The organism is Moraxella oculi (assembly GCF_023336735.1).
Taxonomy (GTDB): domain Bacteria; phylum Pseudomonadota; class Gammaproteobacteria; order Pseudomonadales; family Moraxellaceae; genus Moraxella; species Moraxella oculi.
Genome location: NZ_JAMBAQ010000003.1, coordinates 84,620 through 105,585, shown reverse-complemented (window position 1 = coordinate 105,585; position 20,966 = coordinate 84,620). Strand labels below are relative to the sequence as shown.

Sequence of the window (20,966 nt, the reverse complement as noted above, 5' to 3'; positions counted from 1 at the left end):
TCAAACTGGCATCTTTATCGTCTTTAAGTCGGTATTATACACGCCTACGGTATTTTGATGCAATTTTCAGACTGCCCTTTTTAAGTTCGTATCATGCATTAAGAGCCAGCACCATCTCACCACTTCTACGCACATCATCAAGACTTAGATGTCGCTTACCACTCAAATCCTGTCGCCACTTTCTACTACCCACCAAGCCTTGAAACAATCCTAAATAATGTCGCATGACCACCGTTAAAGGCACGCCCAGACTTTCAAAATGCTCCAACAACCTCAGCAATTGATAAAAAATCTCCGCATGAGTAGGAACTGGATCTCCCCAAAGCTCATTGCATTGACCAAGCAACATTGGATTGTGGTAAAATTCCCTTCCTACCATCACGCCATCAACCACTTTTAGGTGTGCTTTGATCTCATCAAGTGTTTTAATGCCACCGTTAATTTGTATGAACAATTCTGGAAATTCTGATTTTAAGCGATACACCTCTTCATAACGCAATGGAGGAACCTCACGGTTTTCTTTGGGAGACAAACCATTGAGTAAGGCGATTCTGGCATGAACAATGAAATGCTGGCAGCCCGCATCCGCCACCGTTTGCACAAAGTTTTTCATGAACTCATAGTCATCAAAATCATCAATCCCAATGCGATGTTTGACCGTAATCGGTAAATCACAAGCATCTTTCATCGCACGAACACACTGTGCTACCAAAGCAGGTTCTGCCATCAGGCAAGCTCCGATTTTGTTATATTGCACACGATCAGAAGGACAGCCGACATTTAAGTTGACCTCATCATATCCATAGCCTTGGGCAATCTTAGCACATTCTGCAAGCTCCTTGGGATTGCTGCCACCCAATTGTAATACCAGTGGTGGCTCACGATCAAAAAATCGCAAATGATGATCCGCATCGCCCTTTAAAATCGCCCCCGTACTAATCATTTCGGTATAAAGGTGAATACGAGGGTTAAATAGTCGAGCAAAAATGCGATAATGACTTGTTGTAAAGTCTATCATGGGTGCAACAGAGATGACTTTTTTGTCTTTAAAATCAATCATTGATAAAATTTCCACTCAAAAATAAACAACTAAAAACACTTTTAACACAACAACCAGCCAAACACGAGACACATCAACAACCAAGCCCATACCAGCATGATTCAGATTTTATTTTACCATAAAAAATAACATTGAAACATCACTCAACCAAGTGTTAAAAACCATTGACTGCCAATCATTTTGGGTTAATTATTCAATTCAATCGCCAACAGTCCCAAAAAATGGTATAAAATAGCCCACCATACAGATCTAAAGAAAAACTGGGTAGTATGGCACGCACCATCAAATGGCAAGCACCTCAAATATCCAGCGATTCACCCTAACCAACAAACATCCCTCTTATAAAGCGAGCAATGATGACACAAACAAAATATTTGATGTGGTTCCGCCAAGATTTGCGACTGTTTGACAACACCGCATTTTACGCCTGCTGCAAAGCCGCTCATCATGATGGCAGCGGTGTATTAGCGATTGCATACATCACACCCAAGCAGTGGCAGCAACATCACAAATCGCTATGGCAAATTGATTTGATTTTGCGACAATTAACCGAATTAAAATCAGATTTGTCAAAGCTTAATATCGGACTGATCGTCAGAATTAGTAATGATTTTAAAAGTCAGCAACAAGATTTATTACGCATCTGTCGAGATAATAACATTCGTCATTTATTCGCCAATAAAGAATGCTTGATCAATGAGCTTCACCGAGACGATGCCATCAGAAATCATGGTCAAAACATCACCCTACAAACACATTGGTATGATGATGGTGCCATCATACCACCAAAAACCATCAAGACAGATAAGCAACAGCCATATAAAGTATTCACACCATTTTATAAACGCTGGCTCAAACATTTGCAAAACAACCCAACAAACCCACACAATGCGATTCTATCAAGTTTGGTAAACACGATTGATATGGCAAACACACTCAGTAGTGATGGTGCTGATGGGCTGAGTATTAGCGAGTACTACCAAAAGTATCATCGTTCAGAGGCGGTTTTTAATCAACAATTAACACAAGTAGTTTTACTGGGCGAAAAGCTATATCCTGCAGGCGAAACAGCAGCACAACAACGACTACACGATTTTTTAGCAACTGATGTGCTTAACTATGATGTCGCCCGAGACATACCCTCTTTAAACAGCAATCAAGGAGCAACCAGTCGTCTGTCACCCTATCTTGCCACAGGCATCATTTCAGCACGCACCTGCCATCTTAAAGCCTTGCAAGCCCATGCTAATGACGCCACCCAAGCCCATCACAGAGCGATCGACTGCTTCATCAGCGAGCTTTGTTGGCGAGATTTTTATCTTGATGTGATCAGTCATCGCCCAGACATTGTCAAAGGCGTCGCTTTTTTAAGCACTTTGGATCAAGCAGTCAAATGGCGGTATGATGACACAGATTTTTTAGCTTGGTGTCAAGGAAAGACTGGCGTGCCACTTGTGGATGCCGCCATGCGTAGTTTGAACGCCACTGGTTTTTTACACAACCGCTTACGAATGGTTGTGGCAATGTACCTGACCAAAAACCTACTCATCGACTGGCGATGGGGTGAGCGTTATTTCATGCAACACCTAGCCGACGGAGATTTTGCCAGTAATAATGGTGGCTGGCAATGGTCAGCATCTATTGGTACGGACGCACAGCCTTATTTTCGAGTCATGAACCCATTTAGCCAAGCAGCCACACATGATAGCGAAGCATCATTCATCAAATGCTGGGTAGATGAATTAAAATTCGTACCCACTGCCATCATTAATGACGAAGTCAAACTGCAAAAATATCTGGCACAAAATCTATCCATCAAATATCCGAAGTTAAGCATGCCTACTAAAAACATGCGTGCATCAGCAATCGAAATGTTCAAACATGCAAAACAACAGTAAGCTTGACAAAAAATCCACCAATAAGGTGGATTTTTTTAAGCATGGATGATTAAATATTAACGCCCAGCTTGACAGGTCGTCTGTATTGGCTGACCGTGAACATTTTTGGCAGATAAAATGCCAATATTGCCTTTTTCATGCCATTCACCACCATAACCAAAAAGACCTTGGTTAGATACATAGCGAGAGCCAGAACCTGATGGAGCGATTGTTAGAATTCCTTGGAATTCTCTGGTCTTGAGCATGATTTTTTCATCACTTAAATAGCTGGTAGAAACGACCAAACCATTATCACAGCTGAACTCACGAGCATTGTTGCTAGAGGTCAGCTTCATGGTGGCATTATGTTGATGATGACCGTGATGAACACCCTTATGATGCGTCATGGCTGTCATGTTATCATGTTGAGACATGCTTTTATTGGTACCAGCGGCACAACCACCCAATAAGGCAGCCGAAACAACAGCAGTGATGATTAATGGTGTTTTTTTCATGATTACTCTCCTAACGATCAAATATTGACAATAACTATCATGTAATAATATCAAGTCTATTGCAAGTAAAATATTGTTATTTTTTATTGTTGTTTTCGCACATTATGCCTGGATATGTCAGCTTTGTTCACTTATTGATTTAATTAGTTTCACTCCGCTTGGCATGTTTTATGATGGTTGGTCGTGTTGAATTAATGATTGTTTTTTTACATGCCAGCCACTCATGATTACCTAACAGTACTGATTGAGAAGATTGCTAAAATTCTGACTGGTGATTTGACCAATTTCCTCACAAGTTTTACCGTACACTTTAGCCAGTGCTGCGGCCACATAAGGCACATAGGTTGGCTCATTGACCTGCCCACGCTTTGGAACTGGGCTAAGATACGGACTGTCCGTCTCAATCAAGATGCGATCTAGGGGGATTTTTTTGGCGATCTGTCTAAGCTCATCAGACTTATTAAAGCTGACAATGCCTGAAAAAGAAATGTACATGCCCAAATCAAGCACGCATTTAGCAAAATCATCATCTTCGGTAAAGCAGTGAATGATGCCATGCTCACAACGCTCTGCCAACAAGACATCCAGTGTATCTTGACGCGCACATCGAGTATGTACAATGACAGGCTTTTTGACACTTTGGCTGGCATGAATGTGCGTAGCAAAGCTGTGCTTTTGGGCTGTTTTTTTGGTGTCGTCCCAATGATAATCAAGACCCGTTTCACCGAACGCCCAAATCTTATCATGATGATAGGATAATAGTTTTTCCACTGTTACCGAGGATAGTACGCTTGCATCTTGGCAAGGATGCAGTCCCACACTCATGCCAATATCAAGCTCATCGTCCGATTGATCAACCCACGCTTTAATGTCCTCAAATTCATCAAAGCTGCACATGATTGCCATGGCACGGTGAACATTTGCCTGCTTCATCGCATTTAGAAGATTACTGGGATTATGATCATGGCTGTCTAGTTTTAGATAGGTTAGATGACAATGCGTGTCAGTAAAGAACATGGATAAACCCTATTTTTGGGATAGCTCATAAAAATATGATTTTGCTGGGTGGGGCATGATAAAAAAACCATTCAAGGGCGTATTATAGTCTTTTCTTGCAAAATTTTCCATACATCTACTCTCTTGCCCCAAATAAAGCCGTTCCCACACGAACAATCGTGGAACCGCAAGCCACAGCCTCAACCATATCGCCACTCATGCCCATTGATAACACATTCCAATCAGCAAGTTGACATGTTGCCCCAACCTCATCAAATAGCAATTTGGTACGCAAAAAAGCATCACTGCCATCTTGATTTGGAATGACCATGATGCCACGCAGGCGAAGATTTGGCAAATCCTTGATGGCATGCACCAATCCCAAAAGCTCATTAGGTCTCACGCCAGATTTGGTCGCCTCTCCATCAATATTGATTTGAATCAAGACATTAAGTGGCGGCAAATCCCCACGCTGATCATTCAATCTCTTGGCGACGAGTTCACGCTCAATGGTATGCACCCAGTCAAAATTCTTTGCAATGTCCTTGGTTTTGTTTCTTTGAATACTACCAATATAATGCCAAATGATTGGTAAATCAGTGAGCTTGGCTTGCTTTTCCAATGCTTCTTGCAGATAATTTTCGCCAAAATCTCTCTGCCCAAGCATGAATAGCGTGCGAATGTCTGTATCTGGCTTGGTTTTAGAAACCGCTAATAGCGTAGCTACTGACTTGGCATTTGACTGCTGGTTGGCAAGCTTTAACTGGCTGGTAACTTGTCGGTAATTTTGGATAAGCTGATTGTCATTCATGAAAATTTACCAAATTGATTAAATTGATTAATTTTACCATAAATTATCAAAAGGCATGTAAGACATCTCAATCCCCCCAACCCCAAAAAAAATCTTTTGGCAAACCATCTAAAACATGCTTTAATATACCAAACACCAACCCATTACTTAAGTCATGAATACTCTACACGCCCTATTTGCCTACGCCAAACAGAAGAATGCTTCTGACATTCACCTATCAGCAGGCGATGTCGTGCGTCTGCGTATTGATGGAGAAATCACTCCGATTGGCACACCGATTGGTGATGATGGTGTTAAAAACCTCATTAAAAGCGTGATGAGTGATGAGCAATATGATCAGTTTTTGGCTGATAAAGACTTGGATTTTTCCTTTGAAATTGATGGATTATGCCGCTTTCGCGCTAATGTTTTTCAGCAACACCGTGGCGCATCAGCAACTTTTCGACTGATTAATGACCGCATTTTTGATTTGAATGAATTAAGAGCTGGCGATGCGTTCAAAAAATTTTGCCAGCTGAATCAGGGTCTGGTGTTAGTTACTGGTGCAACTGGCTCAGGAAAATCCACCACACTATCAGCAATGATCGATCACATTAACACCACTCGTGCCGTACACATTCTCACTCTAGAAGATCCCATTGAGTTCATACACACCCCCAAGCTTGCACTCATTAATCAGCGTGAGATACATCGCGACACCCATGATTTTCATGGTGCGTTGCGTGCTGCCATGCGTGAAGATCCAGATGTGATTTTAATCGGTGAGTTGCGAGATTTACAAAGCATTCGATTGGCACTTCGCGCTGCAGAAACTGGGCATTTGGTATTAGCAACACTGCACACAAATAGTGCCGCCAAAGCCATCGACCGAATCATTGATGTGTTTGATTCACACGAAAAAAGCATGATTCGCACCATGCTATCAGAATCACTGCAAGCGGTCATCAGTCAGACACTGATGCCTAAAGTAGGTGGCGGAAGAGTTGCCGCTTTTGAAATCATGGTTGCCACCACTGCCATTCGCCATCTGATTCGTGAAAATAAAGTCGCCCAAATTTACTCAGCCATTCAGATGGGTGCCAGTGAGTCTATGATCAGCCTAGATGCTAGCTTGCAACAGCTGCTCAAAGAAGGTCTTATCACGGTACAGACTGCCAAAATGATCGCCAAAAACCCAGACAGCTTTTAACATACTTTTTAAAAATGCGTCTTAGCCTTTAAATTCATCAACTTTCTAAAGTCTTCTGACATTCATCATTGCTACACACGCCATGCAACACCAAAGAATGTGCCGATAATTTAAAGCCATGCTCTTGTGCCACTCGCATTTGCTCTTCTTCAATGGCTTGATTGTTAAATTCGACAATCTTTCCACACACATCACACACCAGATGGTCATGATGGTCTTCTTGAACAATCTCAAATACCGACAAATTATTTTCAAAATTATGTCGCTCAACGATGCCAGCCTGCTCAAACTGAGTCAAAACACGATAGACCGTTGCCAAGCCCACATCTTCACCCTGTGATGCCAAGGCACGATACACATCTTCTGCACTCATATGATGATGCTCAGCAGTTTCAAGCAATTCTAAAATTTTAATCCTAGGTAGTGTAACTTTCAGCCCTGCTTTGCGTAAATCTTTATTGGTAAATGCCATAGTGTCCACCCATTTTATGATTGATTTTATCAAACATCATCGCTTTTAAGATTATCATCTGATAATCAATTACAATTTTCGCCATACTTTATCACATTTTTGTGAAAATAACAGTAAAAAAATACATAATTCTAACATAACACACCTCCGCACAATCAACCCAACCAATCTCCGATGCAGAGCTAAGCCAAACTTACTTAACAAGAAACATAAAAAACTTGCATATTTTATGGCTTGCGTTTAATATGTCATTAATTTTAATGTCATTCTTGACTTTGGATTTCATCATGAAAAAACTCTTAGCAACCACCCTCCTAGCGTCCATCACTGCGTTATCTGGCTGTCAAGTATTCCGTGTGTATAACATTGACTTACCGCAAGGCACACCGATTGATGCCCAAATGGCATCTGAGTTAAAAGTTGGCATGACTGCCAACCAAGTACTGTATTTGGTTGGCAGTCCCGCCATTCGAGACACACTCAATCCAAATCGATGGGATTATCTTTATGACTATACTGCAGGTACTGATGGTCGACGCAAAGGCATGAAAAACATCAAAAACGCCAGTCAACACATGAGTGTGTACTTTGAAAATGGTCGTGTGGTTCGCATTGAAGGACGAGACAGCTTGCCCTCAAAAAAACAACAGTAAGCCACACAAAAAATCTACTAAAAAGCACGCTCAGCGTGCTTTTTTCATTAGTCATTGAGTGTCAACATGCTTATTTGGATTGGCGAGACTTAGATTTTTGCTTGCGTCTTGACATGGGGTCGTGTGTCAAGGAGCGATAAATCTCAATGCGATCTCCAGCACAAAGTATGGTATCTAGACGCTTTTTTTGGCTATAAATGCCCACATACCATGCTTTGTGGTTAGGGTCTGCTTGGGCATGATGCTGGCACCATGCTGCAAATTCCTGTAACACTGCCAAATCAAGCCAACCACTCATCATGAGTGCTTGATGAATGGTCGTACCCACAGGAACAGTCATCTCATGATACAGCTGCTCTTTATCCAAACTCACATAACTCAACGCAATATCAATCATGCCAACCATTGCATCACCAGACCGATGAAAGCGAATATGAGTGATGCTGGCACGACGATACGGATAAGCATTCGCCACAGATTATAGCGAGCTTCACTGTGAAAATTCAGCGTCTTTCTTAGATGACTGATTTTCATTACAAAACCTACGAATATCGCCAGCACCAAAACACTTACTAAGCCAAACACCGACAGAGCCATCACGATCACACTCAATGGCAGTAAGCCAAACACCAAACTTAGCACCAATAAAATCAAACCGCCCATCACCATGCCAAATCGTGAGATGAGCTGACCACCTGCATAAGAAAGCAAAAACGATGCCATAAAAATTGCACCAATACTGCTAACAGCAAAAGAGACTGGCGTTACCATCGCACTGCCCAATAACAGTGCCAGAGAACCAAAAATCAGCTGCGTCAACCATATGGGTAAGATCATGCCTGTTAAAGATTTTTTTGACTGTACAAGCTGCGGTGCAGTCGTGGTGCTACCGAACCAGTATAGACCCATACCAATACCCACAGATACCAATGCAAGCACAACCGCCCTACTCCACTCACTAAGACTGATTTTAGTCATCACAGGAATGCTAATCATATTACCAAAGCCGCCATCGAACAGCGAAAAGAGCGCCCCTACTGCGATCAGCAGCAAACCAATCGGCAATAATCTTGATTTTAATACACTTAAAATCAGCACAACAAGCATCAGCCCTGCACTGATGGCAAAGTTGGGAATATGAGTACTTTGAGCGAAGTCGGAAAAATGTACATAAAACCCAGATGAGATGCGCGCAGTGATGTTGGCAGCAACCATCACACACAGCACCACCGATAAGACGGCAAAGATACGCCACAGAACAGACGCATCGGCTTCACGAGTCAGCTTCTGCATGCCTAGCCAAGGTGCTTGAGCACTGCGTGCCGATAAAGCAAACTCAGCAAACAAGACTGGCAAACCAATCAGCACCATTGCCATCAGCCAAATTAACCAAAAGTCCAACTCTCTTGCCATATTAGGAGCAAGTTGATGTGCAAACAGCAATGGCAAGGCACATGCCACAAAAAATACAGTCTGTCTATGAAACATATTCCCACCTATTTAAAAAGACATGTCATTGTATCACAAAAATAATTGCAACATGCAGACAATAGCAGATAACAAAAACCCCAGAAAAAGGGGTTTTTTGTTATCAGATGATGATCAACACATCAGTGAACGGCTGATAGAAATTCAGACAATATCTTAATGTCTTTATCAGAAAGCTTGGATGCGACCATTTGCATCATGCCTTTTTCACCCTTTTTGGCAGAATCATTGGTACGCATTTGATCTGGCATCAAGCCTTCATCTTCACGACCTGCAGCACGGAACATTCTTAGCTGGTTAGCCAAATAAGTGGCATGTTGACCGCCCAAGCGTGGAAACGCTGCCCACTCATTGCCCAAGCCCTTAGGATCATGGCAACCTGCACATGGAATGATGCCACGAGTCTTATCTCCACCCAAGTACAGCTTTTGTGCTTGTGCATAAGTTGCCTTGTTACCATAGCCTGGTGTCCAAGGTGCTTGGCTGGCATAGTACCCTGCCACATTTGCCAAATCTTGCTGTGTCAAGCCCACAAGCTGAGCCTCCATCACCCCGTTACGGCGCGCTTTAGTCTTGAAATTGACCAGTTGCTTATAAAGATATTTGACATTTTGACCGCCAAGATTTGGCTGTGCAGGTGCAATGCTTACGCCATCAGCACCATGACAAGCCGCACAGTTGGCATCAACAATCGCCTTACCCGCCTCTATGTCATAGCTAGGTACAGTAACGGCAGCGCTGGCACTCATGCTGGCAATACCAAAACCCGTGGCAAGGACAAGTTTGGCAAGAATGGCTTTATTTGCAGGTTTCATAACAATTTCCTACTAACTACTGGGACAATCCCAAGTCTTGGGTTTTGTTGAAAATAACTTTAATAAAAAAAAATTTGTTTATTTGGTCATGCAACAAGCACACCAAATAAACACTATTATAGCAAGACTTCACCAAATTTTCCTACAAAAATTGTGGTTTTGGTAACATTTTTTTAAAGTTTTTTTTACTATTTCATTAAAAATGCCATAAACATCACCTCAATCAATTAAAAATCAACTGCAATTTCATCGTCATTTTAACAAACATGCATGGTAACATGAAATCCAATTCTCCAACCACCATATTCAGCCAATCCAAATAAACCAATCTCCCAAATGATTTATGATCGCTATTTTTTACCTTTCATGATACACTACTTCATCAATTCGTACCATACAGACTCATGAACACCACCGACTACCAAAAAATCATTCGCCAAACCACATTTGCCCTATCTGCCCCCACCTTAAAGCTCTGTCCTGATGACACAGGGTTTGAAGTTGCATTTGCAGGGCGTTCTAATGCTGGCAAATCTTCCGCCATCAACACCATCACGCATCAAAAACAGCTTGCTCGCTCTTCTAAGACGCCCGGCCGAACACAAATGATTAATTTTTTTCATGTTGGTGACCCAAGCAGACGCATGGTTGATTTGCCTGGTTATGGCTATGCCCAAGTGCCAGAAGGGATGAAAATCAAATGGCAAAAAGAACTTGAAGATTATTTGGTTAATCGACAAAGCCTAACAGGTCTGATTTTGCTTACCGACATCAGGCATCCTTTAAAATATTTTGATGAGCAAATGCTACATTGGGCAAAAGATGGCAAATTGCCCGTTCATATTCTTTTGACGAAATCGGACAAGCTTAAGTTTGGTGCAAGCAAAACCGCCTTATTAAACACCGAAAAACAGCTTAAAAAATTGGGCTTGCCGTTTAGCATACAGCTATTTTCCGCATTAAATAAAATCGGCATTGATGAGTTGAGTCAGGTAATGGGAGACTGGCTTGATTTGGCAAGCATCCAATAAAAACGATTGGCAAAACACTGTTAAAATCCGTAAGAGTTAATCACTTACGGATTTTATATTCATGAACACAATGACAGTTAATGACAGTCATCAATCCAAAATCACCTCGCCATTTTCATCATAGTCATAAAAACCTGCACGACTTTCTCGACCCATTCTACCCTTGTCCAAATAGTCATTCTTGAGTATTTCAACAAAACGCGCGGCTAAAGGGTCGCCTGTCGCTTCCGCCTTGGCAGAATGAATGGTGTACACAGTGCGCAGACCAATCGTGTCCATTGCCTCAAAAGGTCCTTTAGGAGATCCTGAAGCCATTCTCCAAACTTTGTCAATATCTTTGGGATTGGCGACATCTTTGGCAAGCAAATGACTTGCCGCATGCAAAAATGGCACAAGCAAACTATTAATGATATAGCCCGCCTGCTCTTTATGCAAAACAATCGGCACCATGCCCATTTGCTTAGCAAAATCCTCAGTTGCTTTGACAACATCAGGATTGGTATCAGATGTACCCATCACTTCCACGATATTTTGTACCCAAATACGATTGGCAAAATGCAATGCCAAAAATCGAGATTTGTCGCCACACGCATCATTAAATGAGCTTGGTAAAAGCGTTGAGGTGTTGGTGGCGAATATGGTGTGAGTAGGTGCAAGCTGCCCAACCTCTGACCAAATTTTCTTCTTAAGCTCCAGATTTTCTGGTACGGCCTCGATGATAATGTCCGCATTTTTAACAGCTTCAGCAAGATCAGATGATAAAGTCAAATTGGCAAAAGCTTGATTAATTTGCTCATCAGTTGCACCCAAATCTTTTTTATAGTCATTCACCAGTGCATCATAACGACCTTTAGCCTGCTTTAAAGCATCTTCACTAATATCATAGCTGATTACTTGAATGCCGTAAAAACTGGCTTGGAAGGCGATTTGAGAACCCAATACACCAGCACCCAAAACTGTCAAACGAGTCAAACTCATAAAAAACTCCACTTAAAAAAATAGGTTGAATGAAATAGTAACAAAAAAATATGACCAACTCAATTCATTTAAAAGCACAAATATGAACCCACCCGTTCAATTTTTTGCTTTTTCAAAGTAAAAAACTTCGGTATAATGGATTGCTTTATTAATTTTTTTTCAATTTAAAAAAATTTCATCGCCAAATTTTTTTTACTTTCACCTTAAAAATAAGCAGTTATTCAACCAAACCTTAAGAACAAAAAAGCATGACAGGAATTTTATACATCGTCGCCACCCCCATTGGCAATTTAGGCGACATGACTCAAAGAGCGATTGACACTTTAAAATCCGTGGATATCATCGCTTGTGAAGATACTCGCACAAGTGCCAAATTATTAAACTTTTTTAACATCTCCACACCAACCATCGCCTATCATGAGCATAATGCCGACAGCCAAACGGCCAAACTTATAACACATTTACAACATGGAAAGTCGATCGCTTTAATATCAGACGCTGGCACACCACTCATCTCAGACCCTGGCTATCGTCTGGTCAAGATGTGTCATGATGAAAGCATTACGGTCGTGCCAGTCGTTGGGGCATGTGCGGTCATTGGTGCCTTGTCCGCATCAGGCATGGCATCTGACAAATTTAGCTTCATGGGGTTTTTACCTGCCAAACAACATGGGCGGATAGAGACCTTAAAGGCATACCAAAAGCATGGCGAGACCTTGATTTTTTATGAAGCACCCCATCGCATTATTGACTGTCTTGAGGATATGGTAAAAATATTCGGCGAGAAACGAGAGGCAACACTTTGTCGTGAAATCAGTAAGACTTTTGAGACGATAAAAAAAGCATCGCTTGCAGATTTATTAAACTTTGTCAAAAATGACAACAATCAACAGCGTGGCGAGATTGTGCTTGTGGTTGCTGGCAACACCAACCAAACAGTCGCCACCGATTATGATGATTGGCTGCTTGCGATTGCCAAAGAAGTACCACCAAAAAAAGCCAGTGGCATCGTAGCAGAGGTACTTAATCTTAAAAAAAGCACGGTATACGATCGGCTTTTAACATTGACCAAGCCATCATCTTAGTCGATGGCATTCAAAAATCGGCATGTTTTGACGCACTTGCTGCTGTTTTGATTGATCAAATTCACCATACACGATCAGATAATCCTCATCAATAACTTGCGTCTGTTCACTGCTGGCGATGACAACACCATTTGCATCAACCATCATCGCATGACCCCAAGTCTTGCGAGTCTTATCACCAATATGATGCACGCCACCTTGTGTGCTACCCACCATCAGACACTGGCTATCTAGTGCACGAGCTTGCAGTAAAAGCTGCCAATGCATCCGTCCTGTCTGATAGGTAAAAGCGGCAGGAACGCTGATGATGTCCGCACCCATTTGACGCAATCGCTGAGCCATCTTAGGAAACCTAATGTCAAAACAAATCATCATGCCAAGATTGATCATTTTACCTTTGATATACATAGGAACCATTACCAACTCATCACCCATCTCAAAGGTCCTACTTTCATCATAAGTACCTGTATCATCCTTGACTGTCGCACGAAACAGATGGATTTTGTCATAACGAGCAATCTGAACACCTTGCGGGTCAAAGACCAAGCTACTTTGGCGGTATTTATCCTGAACGGTCGGCATGCCATCTGGACGCACCGCACATGGTAGAGTGCCAGCCACCAAATAAACACCGTGATCTTTTGCCAAGCTTGACAACACATTGACAATCTCATCAAAACGACAAGCAAGCTCTCCTTGCCTGCCCATGACGCACATATTTTCAGGCAATACGATGATGTCTGCACGAGTCGAGGCATCAGCGATGGCACGGCTAATGATGTGTAGATTTTGATCAATATCTGTTTGGCTATTTAGTTGAATACTGGCAATACAAATCATATCTTCGCCCTAACCACCGCCAACCGCTTGCACAACTTCTATGCTCATACCATCTGATATGACGATGTCTCCCAATCGAGATTTTGGAATAAGCATGCCATCAATTTCGACAGCAAATCTGCCTTGAGTCGCCCCAACTTCCGTCAACAAGTCAAGAACGCATGTTTTGTCAGTGGTGTGAGTCTCACCATTTAAAATGACATTTTTCATAAACAATCCAATTCAACCCATCAATTCAATCAGTCAATCGTGATGACAGCCCAAAAGCAAGCGTCAGCCAACCAGCCACCAAAAGCATGCCCCCAATCGGTGTCATCGCCCCCAGCCATTTAGGTGCGCCCAATGCCATGGCATATAATGTACCACTAAAAATCATCACGCCAGCTTGTAATAGATAGGCGGATACGGTGATGCGGTATGCTTTGGTGGCGTTTAACACACCAATCGACAATAAGCCCAGTGCATGTATGAACAAATATAGTGTTGCAGTCTGCCAAATTTCAAGCTGATACTCGCCTACCATGTTTTTTAAGCCATGTGCACCAAATGCACCAAGCATCACTCCGACTGCCAAGTTTAACGCCGCAATTTTTAGCCAGTTCATCAATATGTTTCCGAATCATTCAATTTTTCATTCATCTAGCATGGAACCATCCAAAGTCATGGCCTCACGAATCTTATCCATGGCATTTTTTTCAATTTGTCGAACACGCTCAGCAGAAATGTTATACACAGCAGCCAAATCATGCAGGGTGGATTTTTGATCAGCCAACCATCGTTGCGTGATGATGTCTCTTGAACGCTCATCAAGCTCACCCATGGCTTCTTTTAGGGCATTTGTCGTATTTTCCTCCCAGTCAGCCTCCTCAACCACATCAGCAGGATTAATGGCGTCCTCCAAAAACAGTTGTGGTGCATAGCGACCATCGTCATCATCAGAGTCTTGCATTTCAAAAGACGCATCATAACTGGTCAGACGACTTTCCATTTCAAGCACTTGATCAACAGTTACATTCAAGTCCTTAGCGATTGCTTGTGCCTCTTCTAAGGTGAGCTGGTTGGAAGATTTTTTTAGGCTTCTTAGATTAAAAAATAGCTTGCGATGTGCTTTGGTGGTGGCAACTTTGACAATTCGCCAATTTTTGATGACGAATTCATGAATTTCTGCCTTAATCCAATGCACGGCAAAACTCACCAAACGCACGCCTTTATTAGGATCAAAGCGTTTAACAGCTTTCATCAGACCCAAGTTACCTTCTTGAATCAGATCAGCCTGCGACAATCCATAACCAGAATAGCTGCGTGCGATATGAATCACAAAACGCAAATGACTCATGACAAGCAGACGCGCCGCCTCAACATCTCCTTCATGATAATAGCGTTCGGCCAGCTGCTTTTCCTCATCAGGCGTAAGAATGGGGATTTGATGCACGGTATTAATATACGCACCCAAATTAACACCAGGTGCTGCCAAGTGCGTCGGCATTGCAGGCACCAAATCTTGGGTCGCCACCTCATGACCAGATGCACGCTCATCATATTTAATGACGCCTTGTGCGGATTTTTCAGCACTTTTAGCATCAACATCCTCATCAATGCTGTCAAATACAACATCATCAAGATCATAGTCGTCTATGTATTCATGTTCAAAATCATCAAAATCATTTTGAAAGTCATCATACTCATCAAAACTGTTGTGCTTTTTTGTCATCATCATACTTTGTCAAAAAATCTTAACCCTATTGTAAGCCCTAATAATGCTAAACGCCAGTATTTTTTGTGATGATAAAGTGAAAATAGTTTTCTGTATTGTTTGTTTTCACATCGCTTCGCCAGTCGGTAATTCCATGCCCCTGCTTTTGGCAAAAAGCCACCAAATCTGTTTGGGAATTTTTATCACTGGCTATTAAATACAAGCTTTCACCATCATTCATCGTACGCAAAGCTATTTTTGCTTTTAATAATGGCATCGGACAAGGCAGCGTGCGTGCGTCAAGATAAGCACATAGCACGCCATCAATTTTACACTCATGAAGATGAGATTGGATAAAAGACAGTTCAGTACCACTGAGCTGATTGGTCAATTTTGGGGAAATGGTGAGATTTGACATGGTATCATCTTAGTACATGAATCAAAATAATCAATAAAGCCAATAAGCGACAATCTTTAACATAAAAATATCACTTAATATCTGGGCTTAAGCCAAGTTTTACAAGAGTATTAAGTTTAAAATCACGCAAGCCCACAAAACTCTCCATTCAGCTTTTTTTAACAATCAATGACTTTAGCATCATATCATCTTTTTACTCATCACGACTTGCCACACCATATTTTATGCTATAATAACCTTCATAGAAACAAAATAGCATTAATCTTACACCATTTTCACAAGGTTGATACCATGCAAAAGACCTACCGCCTGGTCATTTCACATGATGGCAAAACACAGTATGTGCAGTTAGATGGCAAAAAGCCTGTCAAGGTAAAGGCAAAAGCTAACACAAAATATCAGATCTACAATGGTGATGAAATTACCCAAGATGTGCGTATTGAGATTGTAGGAAATGATGCGTACATTACTCTGCCAAATCAACAAGAGATTGCCTTAGTACTAGAAAACTATCAGCACTATGTCGCATTGGGTACTATGGATAACACAGCCAATACCATCAATCTTACCGAGCTGATGGATTCTAACACCAGCCCAGTCGCCATAACATCAACAAAAAGCAAGCTAGGCTTGGGTGCCATCGCAATGGGTTTGGGGGCAGTCGGAATGGGTGCGGCTGCTTTTGGTGGTAATTCTGGTGGTAAAAAGAACACCCCAACACCCAAAGCGGAGCCGAAGCAAGTTACCAAGAAAAAAGCAGAGGTTGAAGCAGATGATTTTGCTAAAAACCCACCTAAAATCACCTTTGATCATATCACCGAAGACAACATCATCAACCAAAATGAAAGTCAAGCAACTTTGATGGTAACTGGTTTTGTAGAAAATAGTAAAACTGGTGATATTTTGACCGTAACGATTGGCATGGCAAGTCAAAATGTTGTGGTTGTGAATGGTAAATTCAGCTTAAAACTAGATGGCAAAACCCTCATTGTGCATGATGAAATTTCAGCAACCTTAACTAGAAACGGCAGAGAAATTGGTACAAAAACACACCAATATCAAGTAGATACACAAATAGACGCACCAACCATCAAATTTAATAACATCACCGATGACAATGTCATCAATCTGAATGAAAGCAACGGTAAAATCATCGTTTCAGGTACGGTTGACAATGCCAAAGATGGTGATGAAATCATCATTTCCTGCGGTTGTCCAGCTTGCACAGGCGTAGAATGGGTGGACATTAAGACAACCGTACAAAATGGTGGTTTTAGTGTGGATTTCAAAGGGGTAGACATGGTTGCCAGAGGCCGTACAACGGTCAAGGCAAGCGTAACGACCACAGACGATGCCAAAAACACCGCCACAGGAACTGCCGAAAAAACTTACTCTGTGGACATCACACCACCCGACCCAAGTTTTGTCTATGACAAAATTGGTGAGAAAAATATCATTAATGCCAAAGTTGCTGAAAATGACATCATTTTGCGTGGAAAGGTCGTGAATTTGGGTGAAAATGAAACGATCATGGTCAAAGTAACAGTGAATGGTAAGGATCATTTCGCCACAAAAAATGGTGAATATTATCAAATATCTGTCCCAAGCATCGATTTTGCAAATGATCAAGTGGTGAAATGGCATCTGACTGCTAAAGACAAGGCGGGCAATGAAAAAATCATTGAACAATACCAGTCTTATGCTTACGACATTACCCTAAATCAGCCAACGATAGAAATTGACACAAACAATCAAATTGTCAACATGACAACCAGAGGCTTGACCCTTTCAGGCACCCTAAATTTTGATGATGATGTACTCAAATCCTCCGCTAAAGTGGACATTGTATTAAATGGCAAAACCCATTCAGCAACGGTCAATACCGACACCAAAACATGGTCGCTGAATTTATCTGAAAAACTCGCCAAACAAAATCAAGGAAATAATGATTTTATTGTCAAAGTAAGTGTGGCAGATGCCGCAGGTAATGTGGCGGAAAACCAATCGATCGGCCATTTTGTCGTCGATACAGCTGCTCCACAAATCACAGTTACGCTCAATGACATTGGTCAAATCACACAAATAGGTACCGAAAAAGTCACTTTATCAGGTACTGTTACAGGCGAATTTAAACCAAGCAATGCCGTCAAAGTGTCAGTAAATGGTACGGAATTTGTGGCAAACATCACCAAAGGTGGGGCATTTAGCGTGGAAGTGCCACGAACTACCTTAATCCAAAACGCCAGCAAGAAAATTTCAGCCAGCCTTGACAATACCGATGACGCAGGCAATATTGGCATAGCGACAACTGAACAAAATTACACGGTCATTTCATCACCAAACAGCCCAAAACAAACTGGGGTTGAATTAGACAGTTTAGCCAACGATGATGTCATTAATGTGACGGAAAGTAAAATCGCCAAAACCAAAATCACAGGCACGGCAGAAAACGCTGAAGGTCAAACGGTAGCGATTACAATTGGTAACAGCACACACCATGTCGAAGTGAAAAAAGGCACATTCAGTCTTGATGTGGATACAAAAACTTTGGTGGAAAACAAGGACGGTAAAATTCTAGCCAGCCTTAACGGTCAAATCAGTGAACGAACCTATAAAGTGGACAATTTTGTGTCTGCACAAATCAAAATCAACGAAATGACAGATATCATGCCAAGTACTATGGTGCGTTTAACGGGGAAAATTCAGTTAGATGGTCTGTTTGCCAAATACCAAAACCCCATTCAATTACAGTCTTTCGTTGCCAAATTAAATGATAAAGAATATGCGGTGGCAGTCAATACCAAAACACAAACTTTCTCTTGGGATATTGATGTTGCCGATTTACACAACGCACAAGGCAAAGAGATCAGCTTTGTCAATAAAGGCGGTGTCAGCATTTATGATTACCAAAATGACAAAGTCGTATTCCAAAGCACGCCACAACTTGCCACGAGTAACTATCAATTTGATGCCAACCCTTATGTTGCAAATGGTTTGGTTAAGCGTGGTTTTGAATTAACTCACACCAAAATCAACGGGCAGGTGTCAGGATCTGCAAAAGCAGGCGATACGGTAGCAATCACTATTGGAAAAGAAATTGTACTTACAAAAGTACAAAACGATTTGAGCTTTGTTGCCATGGTGAACAATGATGTGTTAAAACAAGCAGATAAATTGTCTGCAACTTTGAGTACGAAAAATCATCAAGGGCAGGCCATCACCATCAACACCGAATACACCTATCAAACAGGTGCAGGTAAAGCAAAAGGAGAGTTTATCAGCAAATTCATCACCCCAAGTGACAATGAGTTACCATATTTTATTAAAGCGACAGAGACCGATCATAAAGAGTTTGGTTACCTAAAACGCTTTAAATACGGTCAAGGGGCAGAAATTACTTATTCTTTCAACAAAGAATATCATCAAGCACGAGATTGGACTTATACCAACCGTAAAGCTGTGCGTGATGCTCTTGCAAACTACGCCAAATATGCCGATATTAAATTTGTGGAATTACCTGATAATTCTGGCGTGAATGTGCCAAATGGTGTTGGCCGTGCTGATATTGAATTTCATCATCGTCCATTATATAAATCAGCTGGCGTCGCCGATTTTGGTGGAAATGTGCATATCAGCACCAGCCATCATTACATGAATAATCGCAACGGCTTTCATTTACTCATGCATGAAATTGGGCATTCTTTAGGTATGAAACACACCCACGAAACCCCAAACGCCTTAAACCACATTGAGGATAACACAGGTTTGAGCGTCATGTCATATCGAGGTACACAAATGGATGTTGATCGTTGGGATCTTCGCCTATTTGATATTGCCTTTGCTCAATACCGTTATGGCGTCAATAAAACACAAAGAACTGGCAACGACACATACACATTTAAGGCATTTAATACACAAGTAGCAGACGGTAATGTGTACATTTGGGACGGAGCAGGCGTAGATACCTTTGATGCTTCCAAAGAAAAAGAACGAGTTACCGTGGACTTAAACCCTGGTTCATGGATTTATCGTGGTGAAAAAACAGCCAATTTCATACTTGAAAAACACGAAGATCTATCCGCACAACAATTTTTGGGTACGAACGGTTATATCAATGATCCACAACGCTATTTGTCGCAAGGCAAGGGTAAATACACCTTTACCGAAGGTCAAGCGTTTATCGGTTATGGCACTCAATTGGAACGCTTAATCGGTTCAGATTTCAATGATCGCTTAAAAGGCAATATTGCCGATAATGAGATTTTTGGTGGCGCAGGTGATGACTTCATTGAAGGACGAGATGGCCATGATTACCTGGACGGTGGTCAAGGCGTGGATACCATGCACGGTGGCAGGGGTGATGATGTGTTTATTGTGGATAATGTTAATGATGTGGTGGTAGAAAATTACCTTGAAGGCACAGACACGGTTTACAGTCATGCCCAAAGTTACAAGCTGTCACCAAATGTGGAAAATATCAGCTTGCTAGGTGTTGCAAAGATTGCGATTGGTAACGAGCTTGATAACCGCATTACAGGCAATGAATTATCCAATACATTAACAGGCGGTGCTGGCAAAGATACTTTTGTGTTTAGCAACCTGCTAAATGGTTCGGTAGATACCATCACCGACTTTAATGTGAGTGAAGATAGCATTGCCTTGTCATCAAGCGTGTTTGAGGGTTTAACCAAAGACACCATCAAAGATCATATTAAATACGATCAAGAAACTGGGGCAATATCCTATGATAAAGATGGAAATGGTGAAGCAGATGGCGTGCATTTTGCAACATTACAAAACAAACCCAACTTAACCGTTGAAGAAATACATTTCATTTTGATTTGATTAAATTCATTACAAAAAAAACCGTTCTTTATGCCTCATGGTATGAAGAATGGTTTTTCATCTGTTCAGGCTTTATCAAAGATGCCATCAATCATATTGTGGCATGGAATTCTTAGCTTAAAAGCGATTTTTTCAGCATTACCAAAAAAATCACTATTGACAGAGCAACTATTGATGATAAGAGTTATCAATGACTCATC

Annotated in this window: 20 protein-coding genes; 6 read left to right on the top strand and 14 right to left on the bottom strand. The window is 41.5% G+C overall.

What is annotated here, in order from left to right:
• Nucleotides 1-91: 91 nt before the first annotated feature.
• The gene (gene dusA, locus M2R47_RS02660) at nucleotides 92-1,060 is read right to left on the bottom strand and encodes a tRNA dihydrouridine(20/20a) synthase DusA (protein WP_249098525.1); all 969 of its coding nucleotides are present in this window, start codon (nucleotides 1,058-1,060) and stop codon (nucleotides 92-94) included.
• 353 nt (nucleotides 1,061-1,413) lie between these two features.
• Here dusA and M2R47_RS02655 point away from each other — a divergent pair, with 353 nt between their 5' ends.
• Nucleotides 1,414-2,958 (top strand): cryptochrome/photolyase family protein, encoded by a 1,545-nt coding sequence (locus M2R47_RS02655; RefSeq protein ID WP_249098523.1) that lies wholly within the window; start codon nucleotides 1,414-1,416, stop codon nucleotides 2,956-2,958.
• 56 nt (nucleotides 2,959-3,014) lie between these two features.
• Here the strand turns inward: M2R47_RS02655 and M2R47_RS02650 are convergent, their stop codons facing one another.
• The 3 genes from M2R47_RS02650 to M2R47_RS02640 all read right to left on the bottom strand — a co-directional run bounded on the left by M2R47_RS02650 (nucleotide 3,015) and on the right by M2R47_RS02640 (nucleotide 5,259).
• Nucleotides 3,015-3,452, bottom strand: a complete 438-nt coding sequence (locus M2R47_RS02650; RefSeq protein ID WP_249098519.1) for an MliC family protein — start codon at nucleotides 3,450-3,452, stop codon at nucleotides 3,015-3,017.
• A gap of 231 nt (nucleotides 3,453-3,683) precedes the next feature.
• A complete protein-coding gene (locus M2R47_RS02645) occupies nucleotides 3,684-4,469 on the bottom strand; it encodes a TatD family hydrolase (RefSeq protein ID WP_249098516.1) in 786 nt (261 codons plus the stop codon).
• Between the two features lie 115 nt (nucleotides 4,470-4,584).
• Nucleotides 4,585-5,259, bottom strand: a complete 675-nt coding sequence (locus M2R47_RS02640) for a YggS family pyridoxal phosphate-dependent enzyme (RefSeq protein WP_249098513.1) — start codon at nucleotides 5,257-5,259, stop codon at nucleotides 4,585-4,587.
• Nucleotides 5,260-5,413: 154 nt separating this feature from the next.
• Between M2R47_RS02640 and M2R47_RS02635 the strand changes: the two genes are divergently transcribed.
• On the top strand, nucleotides 5,414-6,448 hold the full coding sequence (locus M2R47_RS02635) for a type IV pilus twitching motility protein PilT (protein WP_249098510.1): 1,035 nt from the start codon (nucleotides 5,414-5,416) through the stop codon (nucleotides 6,446-6,448).
• Between the two features lie 37 nt (nucleotides 6,449-6,485).
• On the opposite strand, the gene fur is transcribed toward M2R47_RS02635, so the two are convergent.
• Nucleotides 6,486-6,920, bottom strand: a complete 435-nt coding sequence (gene fur / locus M2R47_RS02630) for a ferric iron uptake transcriptional regulator (RefSeq protein WP_249098507.1) — start codon at nucleotides 6,918-6,920, stop codon at nucleotides 6,486-6,488.
• Nucleotides 6,921-7,207: 287 nt separating this feature from the next.
• On the opposite strand from fur, the gene M2R47_RS02625 reads away from it, so the two are divergent.
• Nucleotides 7,208-7,573 carry an outer membrane protein assembly factor BamE gene (locus M2R47_RS02625; RefSeq protein WP_249098504.1) on the top strand — a complete coding sequence of 122 codons (366 nt, stop codon included), beginning with the start codon at nucleotides 7,208-7,210 and terminating at the stop codon, nucleotides 7,571-7,573.
• 70 nt (nucleotides 7,574-7,643) lie between these two features.
• On the opposite strand, the gene M2R47_RS02620 is transcribed toward M2R47_RS02625, so the two are convergent.
• From M2R47_RS02620 to M2R47_RS02610, 3 genes are all read right to left on the bottom strand, one after another.
• Nucleotides 7,644-7,970, bottom strand: coding sequence for an RnfH family protein (locus M2R47_RS02620; protein WP_249098501.1), 327 nt, complete (start codon nucleotides 7,968-7,970; stop codon nucleotides 7,644-7,646).
• Nucleotides 7,967-9,061 (bottom strand): hypothetical protein, encoded by a 1,095-nt coding sequence (locus M2R47_RS02615; protein ID WP_249098499.1) that lies wholly within the window; start codon nucleotides 9,059-9,061, stop codon nucleotides 7,967-7,969. Before M2R47_RS02615 ends, M2R47_RS02620 begins: the two co-directional genes overlap by 4 nt.
• A gap of 122 nt (nucleotides 9,062-9,183) precedes the next feature.
• The gene (locus M2R47_RS02610) at nucleotides 9,184-9,876 is read right to left on the bottom strand and encodes a c-type cytochrome (protein ID WP_249098496.1); all 693 of its coding nucleotides are present in this window, start codon (nucleotides 9,874-9,876) and stop codon (nucleotides 9,184-9,186) included.
• Between the two features lie 404 nt (nucleotides 9,877-10,280).
• On the opposite strand from M2R47_RS02610, the gene yihA reads away from it, so the two are divergent.
• On the top strand, nucleotides 10,281-10,907 hold the full coding sequence (gene yihA / locus M2R47_RS02605) for a ribosome biogenesis GTP-binding protein YihA/YsxC (protein WP_249098493.1): 627 nt from the start codon (nucleotides 10,281-10,283) through the stop codon (nucleotides 10,905-10,907).
• A gap of 90 nt (nucleotides 10,908-10,997) precedes the next feature.
• Here the strand turns inward: yihA and M2R47_RS02600 are convergent, their stop codons facing one another.
• On the bottom strand, nucleotides 10,998-11,885 hold the full coding sequence (locus M2R47_RS02600; protein WP_249098491.1) for a 3-hydroxyacyl-CoA dehydrogenase: 888 nt from the start codon (nucleotides 11,883-11,885) through the stop codon (nucleotides 10,998-11,000).
• Between the two features lie 248 nt (nucleotides 11,886-12,133).
• Here M2R47_RS02600 and rsmI point away from each other — a divergent pair, with 248 nt between their 5' ends.
• On the top strand, nucleotides 12,134-12,970 hold the full coding sequence (gene rsmI / locus M2R47_RS02595) for a 16S rRNA (cytidine(1402)-2'-O)-methyltransferase (protein ID WP_249098488.1): 837 nt from the start codon (nucleotides 12,134-12,136) through the stop codon (nucleotides 12,968-12,970).
• Here the strand turns inward: rsmI and M2R47_RS02590 are convergent.
• The 5 genes from M2R47_RS02590 to M2R47_RS02570 all read right to left on the bottom strand — a co-directional run bounded on the left by M2R47_RS02590 (nucleotide 12,962) and on the right by M2R47_RS02570 (nucleotide 15,921).
• Nucleotides 12,962-13,810, bottom strand: coding sequence for a nitrilase-related carbon-nitrogen hydrolase (locus M2R47_RS02590; protein ID WP_249098485.1), 849 nt, complete (start codon nucleotides 13,808-13,810; stop codon nucleotides 12,962-12,964). The genes rsmI and M2R47_RS02590 overlap by 9 nt on opposite strands.
• A 9-nt stretch (nucleotides 13,811-13,819) precedes the next feature.
• Nucleotides 13,820-14,020 carry a sulfur carrier protein ThiS gene (gene thiS, locus M2R47_RS02585; RefSeq protein WP_249098482.1) on the bottom strand — a complete coding sequence of 67 codons (201 nt, stop codon included), beginning with the start codon at nucleotides 14,018-14,020 and terminating at the stop codon, nucleotides 13,820-13,822.
• A 25-nt stretch (nucleotides 14,021-14,045) separates the two neighbouring features.
• A complete protein-coding gene (locus M2R47_RS02580; RefSeq protein WP_249098479.1) occupies nucleotides 14,046-14,414 on the bottom strand; it encodes a DUF423 domain-containing protein in 369 nt (122 codons plus the stop codon).
• 27 nt (nucleotides 14,415-14,441) lie between these two features.
• Nucleotides 14,442-15,296: an RNA polymerase sigma factor RpoH gene (rpoH, locus tag M2R47_RS02575; protein ID WP_249098700.1), complete on the bottom strand. Its 855-nt coding sequence runs from the start codon at nucleotides 15,294-15,296 to the stop codon at nucleotides 14,442-14,444.
• 274 nt (nucleotides 15,297-15,570) lie between these two features.
• Nucleotides 15,571-15,921, bottom strand: a complete 351-nt coding sequence (locus M2R47_RS02570; RefSeq protein ID WP_249098476.1) for a sulfurtransferase TusA family protein — start codon at nucleotides 15,919-15,921, stop codon at nucleotides 15,571-15,573.
• A 291-nt stretch (nucleotides 15,922-16,212) separates the two neighbouring features.
• Here M2R47_RS02570 and M2R47_RS02565 point away from each other — a divergent pair, with 291 nt between their 5' ends.
• Nucleotides 16,213-20,766, top strand: a complete 4,554-nt coding sequence (locus tag M2R47_RS02565) for an Ig-like domain-containing protein (protein WP_249098473.1) — start codon at nucleotides 16,213-16,215, stop codon at nucleotides 20,764-20,766.
• The last annotated feature ends 200 nt before the right edge of the window (nucleotides 20,767-20,966 follow it).